Raw genomic sequence first — 15,206 nt, 5'->3', positions numbered from 1 at the left:
CGTCGAGTTCGGCCGTCAGCTCCCGCTCGGAAGCGGATCCGGCCCGTCGTCATCGCGCACGCTCTGTCTTCGTCGAACCGCGTTCGCTCCCGCCCACGCTACTCAACGCCCGGTCAGCTGGGTTCGGGGAGGATGTACTGGCCGGCGACGATGGAGTGGGCGACGTCGGTGAGCTTCTTGTTGTTGCCCCGGGCGTAGGTGCGGATGCGGATGAACGCCTCATCGACACTGATCTGGTGAACCTGGGCGATGGCGCCTTTGGCTTGTTCGATGACGATGCGGCTGTTCAGAGCGCCTTGGAGTTGTTCGGTCAGGACTTCGCCGCGGTGGATGGCGCGTTCCTGCAACAACGCGATCGCGGCGACATCGGCGAGAGCCTGCACGATCGGAACGTCGGCACCGTCGAAGTCGCCGCCGGTGGTGTCGCCGAAGACGTTCAAGGCGCCGATGGTCTGGCTCCGGAGTCGCAGGGGAAAGGCGTGCACGGAGTGGAATCCGGTGGCGGTGGCGCGGGGAGCGAAGCGGGGCCAGCGGGAGGTGGCTTCGCCCAGGTTGACGTTAATCACGGGATCCCCGGTGCGGAATGCCTCCTGGCACGGTCCTTCGTGGGTCTGCAGTTGAAACAGTTCGAGAAGTTTGGCGTTCTCGCTGGAGGCCGCCATGAACTCGAGACGACCGTCCTTGTCGGCCAGGACCAGGCCGACGGCGGCTGCACCGACCAGCTCGGCGGTCCGGTCGGTCAGCATGTGCAGGAAGTCGATCAGGTCGAACTCGTCGACCAGGGTGTCTGCGAACTCGACAAAGGTTGTCGCGAGCCGTTCGGCGGAAACGGTGGTCATGCCTGCCTCCCGGCATCGATGCGTGGATCTGCCGAGATCATGGGTGATCCCGGCTGAACTGAAGCTTGCGGTTCAGGACGTCGCGGGCGATCTCGCCCATACCGCGGTTCTCGGCGTAGGCGTGCGCGCGCATCCTGGCCATGGCCTCACCTATCGTCCCTCCGATCTGCACCATCACCATGCCCTGGGCCTGGAAGATCTCCGCCCGGTGCTCGATCTCGTCGGCAACCCCGGCACCACTGCTGGCCTCGTGCTGGTCGAGCAGAGCTTCCATGGTGATGTCGGCGAAGACCATCGCGTCGCTGAGCTGTTCATCCGACAGTGGCCCAGGGTGATCCCGGAGAACGTCAAGGGCCCCGAGTCGGGCGGCGCCCATCTGGAGCGGGAACGCGAAGACGGCGCAGAAGCCGCCGGCGTGAGCGGCCGGGCCGTACATCGGCCAGCGGGCAGCCGAACCATCGGTGAGATCGGGGATCAGGACCGGGCGGCGGGCTTCGAACGCATCGATGCACGGGCCTTCGCCGAGGACGAACTGGAGTTCCTCGATCTGCTCACAGTGTGGGTCGGAAGCCGCGCAGACCCCGCGTACACCGTCGTCGGTCAGCACGCTGATCCCGGTCCCGGACGCTGACAACGTCTCAGCCGCTGTCCGGCAGACGCGCTGAAGGTAGTCGGTGGTGGTGTGGGATTGACCGGGCTGCGCTGCGATAAGGTCCCTTATGACGGAGGCGCGGTCACGCACGACGGGAGCCTCGGCGGGGCAGCGGCAGAACGCGCCGGCCCGACATCACGGTGCGGAATATGGGAGAATGGGAAACCGGCACGGCTGCACCTCTACGGCGGATGAAGTAACCGCCAAGGGGCCAGGGCAGCTGGAAAGGATGATCCGATCCTGGTGACAGCTTACTCGCCCTGACGGGTTGAGATTTGTGGACCACGTGAGGACCGGTTGCGCCTGGCCGGACCAGAGTAGTCTGACAGGGCGGCCCTGCCGATGGGTCGTTGCCCCGGACCCGGCATGTGTACGCCACCTAAGGCGGGACCATGGCCATCCACGCCGCTGACAATTCCATGGATTCCGACGACGGTGCGTCGGTCACCTACCGCATGCTCCCTGGTGGTGATCGCCAAGCGCAGATTTGCCTGGCCGGTGACATCGACATGACGGCGTTGGCTGTCCTGTCCGGAACTATCGACTGGCTGACCATGGTAGAGCCGGTCAGCGTGCTGGTTGACCTCACCGGGGTCACCTTCGCTTGCTCTACGCTGCCCAATTTCGTCGTACGGCTCCGACACGTCCTGCCCGGCGGCGTCGAACTCATTCTATGGCAGCCCGGACCGACGATCATGCGCATTTTTCGGATCACCGGTATGGGCGCTATCGCGACCGTCCACGAGGGAACCGCCGAGCGTGCGCGAGCGCCCGTGGGAGGCGATTGCTTCTCAGGTATCGGTCGAGACCTCTGACAGTATCGGCTGGGCGCCGATCAGGCGTTCGCGGTACTGGTACGCGCCAGTCAGGACACGAACACCAAACTTGTCGACGTGGTGCCGGTCCTCACCACCACCGGAGACCTCACGGGTGCCGGGTCCGACGGTGAACGTCTGCGCCAGGGGTCATCACGTCGCCGACCGTGACTCGGCACGGCCCTGTGCGGCGGAGATCAGACGAGACGGGTCGCGTTCTCCGGTGTCGTGCGGGCGTCGCGAGCGGCCGTGCCGACGTCGCGGGCGAGGTCGGGGTCGGCCGCGGGTTGCGGTACGCAGAGCAGCAGGGCCTCCGGCCGTACGGTCACCGTCAGGTCCTTGCCGGGTTCGATGAGGTCACCGTCGAGCTGGCGGGGCTGGGCCCGTCGACTGCTGATCTGTACACGGGTGGCGGTGTAGGTCTCCATGCTCGGCACGCGCTGTTTGCGGCGCAGCACACCCCAGCCGAGAGCGGCCCAGTGCCGTAGGGTCCGCGGGCTGAGGATCGCGACATCCAGCAGGCCGTCGTCGGGCTGGGCGTCGTTGAGCAGCCGCATCCCGCCCTGCAGCCGGCCGACGTTGCCGACGATGACGGTGCGCGGGCGGCGGGTGAAGGCCGGTTTGTCGTCCAGGGTGATGCGCAGGTGCATGGGGCGGTCGCGGAGGTGCTTCGCGGCGCCGGCGGCGTAGGCGAGCCAGCCGATGTGTTTCTTGGCGGTGTCGTTGGTGGCATCGAGCATGTGGGCGTCGAAACCCATGCCGGCCATCACCGCGAAGCTCTGCTCCCCGACGACGCCCACGTCGACGCGGCGGCGTCCGCCCTGCAACACGACCTCGAGGCCGGTGGCCAGGTCACCGGAGAGCCCGAGGTTGGCGGCCAGCAGGTTGCCGGTGCCGGCAGGCAGAACGGCCAGGGCGACCTCGGAGCCGGCCAGAGCGGTCACGCAGGCCATGACCGTGCCGTCGCCGCCGCAGGCGAAGACGAGCTCAGCGCCGTCGCGGACGGCCTGGGTGGCCTGGCCGGCGCCGGGGTCGTCGACGGTGGTCTCGAGCCACATCGGCTCAGGCCAGCCCTGGGCGGTAAGGGCGTCGGTGATGGTGCGGCGCAGGTCGTCGAGGTCGGGCACCTTCACCGGGTTCACGACGACGGCGGATCGTAGGGGACCGGACACGGTCATGACATCCACGGGAAGGTCCTTCGCAGTCGGGGAAAAGCGACCGCCGCCGACCCGCGTGGGGTCGACGGCGGTCGTCAGTACTGTCAGGCGTCGTTGTGCTCGCGGCTACCGGACTTCGCCAGGCCCCGGCTGACCAGGTAGCCGATGGTCAGCAGCACGATGTAGAACCAGGCGCGGTCGGCGCGGAAGTAGTCGCCGCCGGAACCGTTGTCGCCGTTGCCGTTGCCGTCGACCACCAGGGAGGCGATCAGGACGGCCACCGTGATGACCACGTAGGCGATGAACTCGGTGGTCTTGAACGCGGCCTTGGTCTCGGTCGAGCGGCGGCGCAGCGTGCCGTTCGAGGAGGTGTCGGTGCGGTTGGTGGTGGTGCTCGACATGGATGTCTCCAGGAGCTGTTTACGCGTGGACCTCATACCGCTCAAGCGGCACAGGGTTGATACAGGAAGCTCCGGATGGCAACCAGAATTCGTTGCCTTCGATGAGAGAATGCCCGGGGTGGGCCTTTCCAAACAGGATGTGGGTCACTCTGGTCGGTCGCCCGTGCCACCTGTGGTGGGGGAGGCGGTTTGCTGGTCTCCGCCGGGGCGGACCGGCCCCGTGGTGGCGTGGATGCTGTCGCGGGCTGCCTGGGCGACGGCTTCGGCGGTGATGCCGAACTCCCGGTAGAGCCGTTGGTAGTCGGCGGAAGCGCCGAAGTGCTCCAGGCTGATGATGCGTCCGGCGTCGCCCACGATGTCGCGCCAGCCCTGGCCGATGCCGGCTTCGACGCTGACGCGGGCGCGCTGGGCGGGCGGGAGCACCTCGTCGCGGTAGGACAGCGGCTGCTGGGCGAACCACTCCCGGCACGGCATCGAGACCACCCGGGCGGCGACGCCGTCGTCGGCGAGCAGGTCGCGCGCATCCAGGGCGATCTGCACCTCCGATCCGGTGGCGATCAGCAGCACGGCGGCGTCGTCCTCCGCGCCGGCCAGGACGTAGCCGCCGCGGGCCGCGCCGCCCGCTGCGGCGTATCCGCCGGGTCCCCGGTCGAGCACGGGCAGATTCTGCCGGGTGAGGATCATTCCGGCGGGCCGGTCGGTGTGTTCCAGGACGGTACGCCAGCAGACGGCGGTCTCGTTGGCGTCGCCGGGCCGGACGACGTCGAGGCCGGGGATGGCCCGCAGCGCGGCGAGGTGTTCGACGGGCTGGTGGGTGGGACCGTCCTCCCCGAGGCCGATGGAGTCGTGGGTCCACACGTAGGTCGCGGGCAGCTGCATCAGCGCCGCGAGCCGGACAGCGGGGCGCATGTAGTCGCTGAACACGAGGAAGGTGCCGCCGTACGGGCGGGTCAGGCTCTGCAGAGCGATGCCGTTGAGGATCGATCCCATGGCGTGCTCGCGGATGCCGAAGTGCAGGGTCCGGCCGTACGGGCCGCCGGACCAGTTCCGGGTCTGCCGCTCGGCCGGGATGAACGAGGGTTCGCCGGTCATGGTGGTGTTGTTGCTCTCGGCCAGGTCCGCTGAACCGCCCCACAGCTCCGGCAGCACCGGGGCGAGCGCGGAGAGGACCTCGCCGGACGCCTTGCGGGTCGCCATGCCCTTGGCGTCGGGCGCGAAGGTCGGCAGGGCCGCCTCCCAGCCGTCGGGCAGGTGCCGCTTGAGTAGCCGGTCGAGCAGTGCGGCCCGGTCCGGATGGGCGGTGCGCCAGGCCTGGAAACCCGGCAACCATTCCTGGTGTACGCGGGCCCCGCGCGCGACGACCGTACGGGTCTGGGTCAGCACGTCGTCCTCGACGGTGAACGAGGCGTCCGGGTCGAAGCCGAGCAGCCGCTTGGTCGCGGCGATCTCGTCGGCTCCGAGGGCGGACCCGTGGGCCTTGCCGCTGTTCTGCAGGGTCGGGGCGGGCCAGCCGATGACGGTGCGCAGTTTGATCAGTGACGGCCGGCCGGTGTCGGCCTTGGCGGCCTCGATCGCGGCGTGCAGGGCGTCGATGTCCTCGACGTAGTTGCCGGTGCGGGTCCAGTCGACGGTCTGCACGTGCCAGCCGTACGCGGCGTAGCGGGCGGTGACGTCTTCGCTGAACGAGATGCCGGTGTCGTCCTCGATGGAGATGTGGTTGGCGTCGTAGAACACCACCAGGTTGCCCAGCTGCTGGTGCCCGGCCAGGGAGCTCGCCTCGGCGGTGACACCCTCCATGAGGTCGCCGTCGGAGGCGATGACGTACACGTGGTGGTCGAACGGGCTCGCACCCGGCGCGGCGTCCGGGTCGAGCAGGCCGCGCTCGCGGCGGGCGGCCATGGCCATGCCGACTGCGCTGGCCAGGCCCTGGCCGAGTGGCCCGGTGGTGATCTCGACGCCACGGGTGTGCCGGTACTCGGGGTGTCCCGGTGTGGCGGCACCCCAGGTGCGCAGGGCGCGCAGGTCGTCCAGTTCCAGGCCGTAGCCACTGAGGTAGAGCTGGGTGTAGAGGGTCATGCTGGTGTGCCCGGCCGACAGCACGAACCGGTCCCGGCCCAGCCATTGGTCGTCGTTCGGGTCGTGCCGCATGATGTCGTGGAACAGCAGGTAGGCCAGCGGAGCCAGGCTCATCGCCGTACCCGGGTGGCCGTTGCCGACCTTCTGCACCGCGTCGGCGGCCAGCAGCCGGGCCGTGTCCACGGCCCGGACATCGAGCCCGTCCCAGCCCACCGTGTCGGCAACCGGAGCGGTGACCTGCCGGTCGAGCTGATGGATCTGGGTCATGTCGATGTCCTTACTTGTGGGATGACAGGGGCGGGCCGGTCAGGACTGGACGAGCTCGGCCCGTTTGCCGGCGATGCCCTCGAAGAGTTTGTCGAACGACGCGACGAACGCGTCGACGCCTTCGCGTTCCAGCACCGCGGTGACGTCGTCGTAGTCGATGCCGGCCTCGGCGAAACGCTCGAACACCCGCCGCGCCTCGTCGAGGTCGTCGGTCAGCGTGTCGTCGACCTTGCCGTGATCCAGGAACGCCTCGACCGTGGCGCGGGGCATGGTGGTGACGGTGTTCGGGCCGATGAGTTCCTCGACATAGGTGACATCACGCCGATCCGGGCTTTTCATCGAGGTTGACGCCCACAGGCACCGCTGCGGGGACGCGCCGGCGGCCTGTAGTTCGTCCCACTCAGCTCCGGTGAAGATCTGCTGGTACGCCTGGTAGGCGAGCTTGGCGTTCGCGATGGCCAAGGTGCCCTTCAGCTCGGCCGGGCCGTCCTGAGCGTCGAGGCGCCGGTCGGCTTCGGCGTCGACGCGCGAGACGAAGAACGACGCCACCGAGGCCACCGTCTGCAGGTCGCCGCCGGAATCGCGCAATCGGTGCAGCCCGCGCAGGTAGGCCTCCGCTGCTGCCTGGTGTCGTTGCAGCGAGAACAGCAGTGTGACGTTGACAGCGATTCCGCGGGCGATGGTCTCCTCGACAGCAGCCAGACCTTCCTGCGTGCCGGGGATCTTGATGAACAGGTTGGGCCGGTCGATCAGCCGGTGCAGAGCGACAGCCTCCTCGACGGTGGCCTCGGCGTCGTGAGCCAGATGCGGATCGACTTCCAGCGACACCCACCCATCACGTGCGGATTCACCGCGGTCGTACACCGGCCGCAACAGGTCACACGCGGCGCGTACGTCGTGCTGCGCCAGGGCGAGGAACACCTGCTTCGGGTCGTCCTGGGCGCGCAGAACCTCACGTAGCTGCTCGTCGTAGGCGTCACCGTCAGCGATCGCAGCCTGGAAGATGGTGGGATTGGAGGTCACCCCGGCCATCCCCTCGGCGACCAGCCCGGCAAGGTCACCGTCACGAACGAAGGCCCGGGACAGATGATCGATCCAAGGACTCTGGCCGTGGTCGGCCAGGGTCTGCAGCGAAGTCATGGTGCTCCTCGAGTCTTGGTGCACGATCGGTTCATCGGTCTCGTCACGTCGACGCCACGACTGGCTGACGGGCGACACCTTTCCCGCATATGTGTTTCCGGCCGCGCAACCGGTACCGGCGAGTTGCCAGGGTCCGCTGAGCAGGCGAGAGAAGTCACGTCGGGCAACTGACTCAACTGGTGGTGCGGAGCGGAGATGTCTGCTCCGTGGATGCCCTTCAGGAATATTCGCAAACCCCACAATGATGGTCGGCTCGACAAACCGGTCGCCTGTCCTAAGCGCCGGGCGACAGGCGACGGCCCGTTTGCTCCTTCGATTCAGGGGTATCCACCGGGAGCCGCGATCTCGCTCCACCGGTGACGCGGCGGCCGTCCAGACTCCGCGGCCTGTCATCAGGCCACGTCTGCCCGCAGGGAATCCGTTGCGCAGCAGGCTAGTTCCGAGGAGTCGCGCCATGGGGAGCATCGATCATCCAGGGCGCGGACTGAACTATCAGATCGAACATGACCTGTTCCCGGCGATGCCCACCCCGAACCTGCCCAAGGCGCAACCTATCGGCAGGCGCTGCACCACCTGCATGCCGTCGGTGCCCCGCCGCGCGCGGCGCGACACGGCCGGGCAATTGCCGCCGCTCGTACACCAGCTTCTCGCTGATCCGCAGAGCTTTTTTCCGCGAGGGGGACAGTCCTGCGGGCGCCGGCCGGAGGGGGGTTTCCGGCCGGCCCGCAGGACTGCCCCACGTCTGACCCAGGGAGCCTCACCATCGCCATCCGGACACGCACGAGCCGGCCGGGGAGCCTCGGTGCTCGGGACCGCCGCGCAGCTCTGGCCGCTCCGGCCGAAGCGGACGGCTTCATCAGCCGCACGCACGACATCAACAGTCTTCTGCTGCACCTACGCGAACGCCCGGGTGACCCGGACGCGATGCCGTGGATGCTGCTGCACGGTCTCGCGGTGTCACACCGTTATCTGATGCCGACCGCACGCCGTCTCGGACCAGGCTCGGTGTACGTCCCGGACCTGGCCGGCTTCGGATTGTCCGGTAAGCCGGCGACCGCGCTGGACGTCGGTGCGCACGCCGCGACCATCGCTGATCTGATCGACCGGCTCGGCACCGGTCCCGTGCGGCTGCTCGGCAATTCCTTCGGCTGCCAGGTCGCCGTCGAACTGGCCATACGCCGCCCGGACCTCGTGGCCGCGCTCGTTCTGACCGGACCCACCACCGATCCTGCCGCTGCTACCGCGTGGGGCCAGGCCGGGCGGCTGCTGCGCGATCTGCCGCACGAGGACGTCCGGCAGACGGCCATTCTCGCCCGTGACGTCCGGGACGCCGGCGCGCGTCGCATTCTCGCGACCTTGCATCACGCGGTGACCGATGACATCTACGGCAAACTCATGGCGATTCGCGTGCCGGTGCTGCTCCTGCGCGGCAGTAAGGACCCTATCGCCCCGCAGGCCTGGCTCGACCGGATGGCCGGCAGCCTGTCCAGGGCGACGGCGGTGACCATCGGCGGAGCCGCCCACAATGTCGTGTCCACCGCCGGCGCCGAGGCGGCCGCCGCGATCCGGCGTTTCGTCGAGTCTCCACACGAGCACCCGGCCGCGTGACGGCGCCCGACTAACCCGTCCGTCGTTCAGAGGCTGAAGTCCCGGATCGACCAGGAAGGCCTGATCCGTTGGGCCTCGCGAGGCGCAGGGCCGACGGTGCGGCGGTGGGTCGTGGTGGAGTCGGCACCGTCTGCGACCAGGGCTCAGCGGGTCAGCTTCGTGGTCGGCGGGGATCCGAGCGCTGGGCCGGTCGGTTGCCCACGACAATGCTCTTTCCGACACGCGCTGGTGGTGCCGGCGACGGGTTCTGTGAGCTGTCCTTGATCGATCAAGCATATGCTGCGTCACGTGACCGATAGCGCGATGAGCGGTAGCGACCTCGACGGCGTGCTGCTGGCGGTGGAGAAAGCCGCGCCGGTCGACGCGGTCGAGGCGGTGACCCGCACCATCGGCAGGCACCTGGATGCAAAGTGGGTGTCGTTCCTCGTCGCGGACATGAGCGGTCGCGCCCTGGTCCGGCTGGTGCACCTCCCGACCGACGAAGTCACTGGCGGCCGCCGGCAGGGCCAGGACGTCGCTCAGGTGATCCCGTTCGACGGTGGCCCGCAGGAACAGGCGCTGCGCACCCAGCAGGTCCTGGTCGAGCAGGTCGATGACCGTTTCGCGGTGCGCGCGCCGGTCACCCAGCGCGGGGAAGCCATCGGCCTGCTGGAGCTCGCGTTGCCGGCCGCGCCGGATGAGACGGTGGTGCAGCGGATATCGCACGCCGCGCACACCCTTGCTTTCGTGGTGATCGCCAACCGGCGACACACCGACCTGTTCGAATGGGGTCGGCGCACGACACCGTTCACCCTGGCTGCGGAGATCCAGCGGCGGCTGCTGCCCGAGGCGTTCACCTGCGAGGCCGACTCGTTCTCCCTGTCGGCGTGGCTGGAGCCGGCGGCCAGCATCGGCGGGGACACCTTCGACTACAGCCTGGCTCGTGACGAGCTGCATCTGAGCATCACCGACGCCGTCGGCCACGGTGTGGACAGCGCGCTCACCGCGACCCTGTGCGTCGGCGGGCTCCGCAATGCCCGCCGTCGCGGCGCGACCCTGCTGGAACAGGCGCAAGCCGCCAACCAGGCGGTCATCGCCAACCGGCCGGCCGGGTCCCTGTTCGCCACCGGGCTGCTCGGCCGGCTGAATCTGGCTACCGGGATGCTCAATGTGGTCAACGCCGGGCATCCGGCGCCGTTCCTGGCTCGCGGCGGAGCGGTGCGTCCGGTGGCACTGGCGGTGAACCGTCCCTTCGGAGTGCTTGCCCAGAAGCCGTACCGGGCGGACCAGCTGCAACTAGTGCCCGGTGACCGTCTCGTGTTGCTCACCGACGGCATGCTGGAACGAGGTGCTGCCGCCCTCGATCTGCGCTCCCGATTGCCGGATCTGACTCGGCTGCACCCGCGCGAGGTCGTCCGCGTCCTCGGCGACGGCGTCCTCGAGGTGGCCGGTCCCACTCTGCCCGACGACGCGTGCCTGCTGGTCCTGGACTGGTACGGCGGCCACGGTGATAAGCGGTCCGCCACCGCCGGGGCCGACTCTCACCGAGCCAGCACTGATCGCTAACCGCAGCCCTCCAAGAATCGCAGTCCCTGAAGGCTGGTCAGCCACGAATCGCCGCTTGGTGACCCCTTGACTCGGGTGCTGTGACGGACCGGGATCGGTCATTGCGGGGAATGCCGCCTCGGACCCGACCCTGGTGGACGGCTGCCCCGGCATCCACGTCGGACACCACCAGCACGAGACGAATGACCGCCCAGCTGAAGTCTGCCCGCCAGGCAGGGTCGGAGGGTCGTACACCGGATGGTTCGGCGATGCCACCGGGCATGTACGCGGACGTTGGCATCAGTTCTTCGATTCGTCCGGCACCGCGTCGGCCCGGCACCGGGCGCGGACGAGCGCGATCACGATGGCGGCGGTGCGCTCCCGATGGGTACGGCCGTCGGGTAGCCGGGCCTCCGGGCTGAGGTAGCTGCGCGGGCGACCTGGGTGACCTTGTCCAGGTGATGGACCGTGATCTTCCCGTCCCGGTCGGCCCGGTTCCATCCGCTGCGGCGGAACACTCGCCAGCGTGGGGGGAAAGATGCAGGCGCCGACCCGCTCGATCCGGTCCTCGGCGCCGTGGTGGGCCGCCGGGAGCGAGCTTGCCAGCACCTCGGGGAGAAACGGCTGATTCGTCATGTGCGGCCGCGGATCGACCACCACGACCCGCGCTTCGTCGCGCCGGAGCCTCTTCTCCAACTTCCAGGCCGTGTAGAAGCCGGCCTAGCCGCCGCCCACCACCAGAATCGTCTTCACGTCAGTGGTGGCCGGGCAACACCCCGATCCGTGACAGCAGGACCCGGTGTCACACCTCCGGCGGCTGCGCTGTCCTGATCGGCTCATGCACGACGCACGACAACCTCATCTCACCGCAATTCACGTACCGCCTGTCACCGTCCACTCGCGAACCCGTCAGGGTGCCGCGCGCTCAACGACCTCTTCGCTCGTCAGAGGGCTCTTTGGGTGATGTGAGAGACAGAAGGGTGCCTGCATGCGTACGAACCGTGAGCCTTCCACCGCGGCGTAGAACTCGCCCCGGCCGAGCCGTCCGACGTCCGTGATGCTGCTGCCCTTGGCCCGGGCGATCTCCTGCGCCGCGTCGATCTGCGCCATGCTGGTGAGCAGCCCGAAGAACTGGGTGGCGGCGTTGCCGGGGATGCGGTTGTGGAGACCCTTCGGCGCTTGAGTGGCGAAGACCAGCCCGAGGCCGTACTTACGGGCCTGGGAAGCGAGTACCAGCGTGCTGTGGGTGCACGCGGTCATCGCGCCGGACGGAGCGAACGTCTGCGCCTCGTCCATCACGAACAGCCCGCCCAGGGGACGATCGCCGGCCGGGTGACGCCTGATCCAGGCGAACAGTGCCAGTTGAAGCTGATTGACGAAGGTCTGGCGCTGCGCTTCCTCGGGCAGGCCGACAAAGCTGATCACCGAGACCCGCGCGCGCCGTCCGGCCGTCGGCGTCAACAGGTCGCCGGGATCGACCGGTGCGCCGGCGCCGGCGAACAACGGGTCGTTGATCATGGCGGCGGTCAGCAGTTGCGCCATCTTGCCGGCGAGCTTCACGCCGTCCTCGCCGAGCGCGGTCATGTCCTCGGACAGGTCGGTGAGCAGGCCGATGAAACGCCGCAGGTCGCTGGATCCGGTGCGGGCAAAGCGGGTCAGCGCCTCTCGCAGCACGGCCTTGCTGAGCCGGGCCCGTTCGGTCTGGCTGTCGGCCCGCGCGTGCGGCGCCAGTGCGGCGACGCCGGCGTCGATGCCCGCGCTGAACACGTCCGGGTCGTCGCCGATGCCGGCGAAGTCCGGGAGGGGCTGAAAGCTCAGCGGCCGCCCGCTCTGACGCCGCGGTGTCCAAATCACCACCTCGGTGTTCGTGTGGTACTCGTCGGCCAGCTCCGCATCGCCGGGCCACCACGACTCCGGCGGCTCCGGGGAGCGGTCGCCGAGCCGGGCCAGGTCGTTGTTGGGATCGAGAACGATCGCCGAAACGCCCCGCAGCGCGCACTCCTCCACGAGGCGCCGGATGAGCACGGTCTTGCCGGAACCCGAGCCCGCGAAGATGGCCGTATGCCGGCGAAGCGCTTCCAGCGCGACTGTCACCCGGCTCCCGTCAGCGGCCGCGCCGAGCGGCACCGCGTCGTCCGATCCGCCGGCCCCCGGCTTCTCCACCTCGGCCGCCGCGGTGGCCGCCCGGACGGGTACCGGCCGCTCAGCCGGGCTCTCGTCCAGCGCCTCGCGGAGCACCGCGATCGTCGCGGTGAGCCCACGCTTCTCGAACCAGGGTCGCAGCGTCTCCTCACCGTGCCGCCGGATGAGTTCCCGCAGAGCGATGAGTTGCTTGATGTCGTCCTCGCCGAAAGGCAGGCTCCGGCCGCCTGCCTGCCGGAAGCCCTCCAGCACTTCGCCGGTGCGCCGCCCGCTCGACCACTCGGGTGTGCGCAGCAGGAAGAGCTTGCGCTTGGTCACCCCTTCGGTCAGCCCGGCGCCGGTGACGGCGTTGCGGATGCGGTTGAGCGCGGCGATGGGCTGCCTGGCGCTGATCGCCCGGAACGACCAGTGTTCCTCGTCCTCGTCGGACTCGCCGCCGACGTCCTGGCGGAGCCGTGCGTGCAGCACCGGTTTGCCACCTGTCGGCGGGTCGATGCTGTAGGACTGCCCGGCCGGGCCGCGCTCGGCGATCCAGGCGGTGAGCCCGGCCCGCAACAGGCCAGGCACGACGAGGTCCTCGGTCTCCGGGGCGAGCGCGTCCGCGGGGTCGGCTGCCGCGACGAGCGCTGGGAAGTCGTGGTCGTAGCCGGCCCAGGCGGCGGTGGCCGGCGCCGGTGACATGGCCGGCGAGAACTCCGGCCCCGTGCCGTCCGGCACGCTCACGAGCCGCCGGAGTTCTTCGATCACGTCGTCGGCCAGGCATTTCCGGACGTGTTTGTCGATCGTTCGCAGTAGTTCACGCGGGGTCAACTGCATGTCGTCCGTGAAGGCCGCCGGATCGACGGGCCACGTCGGGTGCGGCGGTGTGAAATCAGCGCCGGCGAACTTGTGAGCGAAGCGCCGCTCGATGAGTTCGCGTCCCAACGCGGCGGTCGGGATCTCCTTGAGCCAGACGGCTTCGCGGAACCGGTCCTGCACCGTGTCCGTGGCCTGGAGTTTGATCTCCTGCCAGGTCCGGGGGAGGCAGGAGACGACAGAGAGGGTACGGCGGGTGTTCTCCCGCAGGGTCATGAGCCCGCCGGCGATCTGTTCCAGCAGTAGGGAGGTCTGCCATTCGTTGCGGTCGTCAGCGGCGGTCGACTTGACCGACTGCCGGATCAGCAGGTCGATCTGGTCGACGGCGATGACGGTCGGTCCGGTCAGGGCGAGTAGGCGGGAGACATCCCGGACGATCTCCTGGGCCGAGCGCTTGCCGCGGCGCATTCCCCAGGCGGCCCGGCTGCCCGCCTCCTCCTCGTCGTTGCACCGCAGGAAGCAGTCGCCCACGTCCTGCGCGCGCAGCGAGCTCGACGCCTGCAGCACCAGGGCGCGGGCGGTGTCCTGGCATTCGATGCCGACCTGGCGATGGTGTTTACGCAAAAGATCGACGAACGCATCCAGTGCCGGGCGGGTGATCTCGTACTCCCCGATCACCGCTCGACGTACCGGCCGGGGTATCTCCAACTCCTCGGCCAGCTGCTTGAGGAAGAACGTCAGCTGGGTTTCCCCGTCGGCTCGGGGTCGCGCGAACCCCTCGACCATGTGCTGGGCGGTGCTGCGCCAGAACGCCTTCGACTCGAACAGTTCGACCAGGAAGAAGTAGCCGCCCTCGGCCTGGACCCGCTCGCGCACCGTACCGAGCAGGTGGGTCTTGCCGGTGCCTCGCTGGCCCTGGAGAGCGATCCCGATGGGGTTCTCCTCGCCTTGCGCCTCGGCCACACCGTCGAGGACGAGGTCGACGACGTCTCGGTGGAGGCCCTCGACGTGGTAGGGCGGCTGCCGCCAGACGTCGTCCGGCGTCGGCGCCCAGCTCAGCCGCAGCGCGGTGAGAGCGCGCCGTTCGTCGGGGTTCATCGGCCGTGGCCCGTCACGACACGATAGCGATGAGGTGACGTTCCTGGTTGCCGATGCTGACGGCACCTGAGCGCTCGCGCGGGGTCAACGCCTTCTGGTTGGACTCGGGCGTGATGTGGACGTCGGGGGACCGGTTCATCCGGATGAGAGTCGCGTCGAGCTCGGCCCGCCCCACATCGGGCAGGGCGTCCCGCACGTCGGCCAGCATGACGTGACCGCCGGGCCGCCGGGCCAACCCGGCGTAGGCCTTGCGGACCTGCTCCTCGACGGTGTGCGAGGCCGCCGCCGGGACGACCCGGCCGAGGTCTCGGAGCTGGAACAGGGCCCGGGGTTCGATCCCGGACCGCTCGATCAGCCGGTGCAGGAAGTCGAGGGTGGTGTAGAGAGTGAGGCCGATGGTTCCGGTCTTCTCCGGTTGCGCCGCGGTCAGCTCCCGCAAAGCGCGATCCTGCCCGTTCTGCGTCAATTCCAGCTGCATCGGCTTGCCGGAGACCTCGATCAGGCCACGTTTGACGAGATCATTTCTCTTGTCCGCCTTGAGGCTGTTGCTGACGGCGGTATTCGGCAGTGATTCCGCCCTGATCATCAAGGTCAAAAGAACGAAGCGCTGCACGGGGGTGAGATCATTTTCCGGCATTCGTCGCTCCTCAGCGGGCAGGGCAAATCGATCACCGCCGCAGGCAGGAGCGGCC

13 protein-coding genes are annotated in these 15,206 nt (G+C 68.9%); 4 read left to right on the top strand and 9 right to left on the bottom strand.

Annotated features, from left to right (window positions below; translation table 11 throughout):
* Positions 1-113: 113 nt before the first annotated feature.
* The gene (locus tag LDL48_RS02510) at positions 114-839 is read right to left on the bottom strand and encodes a GAF domain-containing protein (protein WP_225253296.1); all 726 of its coding nucleotides are present in this window, start codon (positions 837-839) and stop codon (positions 114-116) included.
* Positions 840-876: 37 nt separating this feature from the next.
* Complete coding sequence (locus LDL48_RS44375; RefSeq protein ID WP_225253295.1) at positions 877-1,581, bottom strand: GAF and ANTAR domain-containing protein; 705 nt, start codon at positions 1,579-1,581, stop codon at positions 877-879.
* A 302-nt stretch (positions 1,582-1,883) separates the two neighbouring features.
* On the opposite strand from LDL48_RS44375, the gene LDL48_RS02500 reads away from it, so the two are divergent.
* Both LDL48_RS02500 and LDL48_RS44975 read left to right on the top strand, forming a co-directional pair.
* On the top strand, positions 1,884-2,306 hold the full coding sequence (locus LDL48_RS02500; RefSeq protein WP_225253294.1) for an STAS domain-containing protein: 423 nt from the start codon (positions 1,884-1,886) through the stop codon (positions 2,304-2,306).
* A 9-nt stretch (positions 2,307-2,315) separates the two neighbouring features.
* Complete coding sequence (locus LDL48_RS44975) at positions 2,316-2,477, top strand: ANTAR domain-containing protein (protein ID WP_372472028.1); 162 nt, start codon at positions 2,316-2,318, stop codon at positions 2,475-2,477.
* A 26-nt stretch (positions 2,478-2,503) separates the two neighbouring features.
* On the opposite strand, the gene LDL48_RS02495 is transcribed toward LDL48_RS44975, so the two are convergent.
* From LDL48_RS02495 to tal, 4 genes are all read right to left on the bottom strand, one after another.
* Positions 2,504-3,484 carry a diacylglycerol/lipid kinase family protein gene (locus tag LDL48_RS02495; RefSeq protein WP_225253320.1) on the bottom strand — a complete coding sequence of 327 codons (981 nt, stop codon included), beginning with the start codon at positions 3,482-3,484 and terminating at the stop codon, positions 2,504-2,506.
* 83 nt (positions 3,485-3,567) lie between these two features.
* Complete coding sequence (locus LDL48_RS02490; protein WP_225253293.1) at positions 3,568-3,864, bottom strand: hypothetical protein; 297 nt, start codon at positions 3,862-3,864, stop codon at positions 3,568-3,570.
* Positions 3,865-4,008: 144 nt separating this feature from the next.
* Positions 4,009-6,207 (bottom strand): transketolase, encoded by a 2,199-nt coding sequence (tkt, locus tag LDL48_RS02485; protein WP_225253292.1) that lies wholly within the window; start codon positions 6,205-6,207, stop codon positions 4,009-4,011.
* 39 nt (positions 6,208-6,246) lie between these two features.
* Positions 6,247-7,347, bottom strand: coding sequence for a transaldolase (tal, locus tag LDL48_RS02480; RefSeq protein WP_225253291.1), 1,101 nt, complete (start codon positions 7,345-7,347; stop codon positions 6,247-6,249).
* Between the two features lie 924 nt (positions 7,348-8,271).
* On the opposite strand from tal, the gene LDL48_RS02475 reads away from it, so the two are divergent.
* Together LDL48_RS02475 and LDL48_RS02470 are read left to right on the top strand one after the other, a co-directional pair.
* Complete coding sequence (locus LDL48_RS02475; RefSeq protein ID WP_308016426.1) at positions 8,272-8,955, top strand: alpha/beta fold hydrolase; 684 nt, start codon at positions 8,272-8,274, stop codon at positions 8,953-8,955.
* Between the two features lie 288 nt (positions 8,956-9,243).
* The gene (locus LDL48_RS02470; protein ID WP_225253289.1) at positions 9,244-10,500 is read left to right on the top strand and encodes a PP2C family protein-serine/threonine phosphatase; all 1,257 of its coding nucleotides are present in this window, start codon (positions 9,244-9,246) and stop codon (positions 10,498-10,500) included.
* 279 nt (positions 10,501-10,779) lie between these two features.
* Here the strand turns inward: LDL48_RS02470 and LDL48_RS44970 are convergent, their stop codons facing one another.
* The 3 genes from LDL48_RS44970 to LDL48_RS02455 all read right to left on the bottom strand — a co-directional run bounded on the left by LDL48_RS44970 (position 10,780) and on the right by LDL48_RS02455 (position 15,151).
* The gene (locus LDL48_RS44970) at positions 10,780-11,139 is read right to left on the bottom strand and encodes a hypothetical protein (protein WP_372472025.1); all 360 of its coding nucleotides are present in this window, start codon (positions 11,137-11,139) and stop codon (positions 10,780-10,782) included.
* Between the two features lie 249 nt (positions 11,140-11,388).
* The gene (locus LDL48_RS02460) at positions 11,389-14,514 is read right to left on the bottom strand and encodes a helicase HerA domain-containing protein (protein WP_225253288.1); all 3,126 of its coding nucleotides are present in this window, start codon (positions 14,512-14,514) and stop codon (positions 11,389-11,391) included.
* 13 nt (positions 14,515-14,527) lie between these two features.
* Positions 14,528-15,151 carry a hypothetical protein gene (locus tag LDL48_RS02455; protein WP_225253287.1) on the bottom strand — a complete coding sequence of 208 codons (624 nt, stop codon included), beginning with the start codon at positions 15,149-15,151 and terminating at the stop codon, positions 14,528-14,530.
* Positions 15,152-15,206 lie beyond the last annotated feature (55 nt).

Source organism: Jidongwangia harbinensis, assembly GCF_020216025.1.
Lineage (GTDB): Bacteria > Actinomycetota > Actinomycetes > Mycobacteriales > Micromonosporaceae > Actinoplanes > Actinoplanes harbinensis.
The sequence above is the reverse complement of the archived record's forward strand: the minus strand, read 5'-3'. Positions and strand labels throughout refer to the sequence as shown.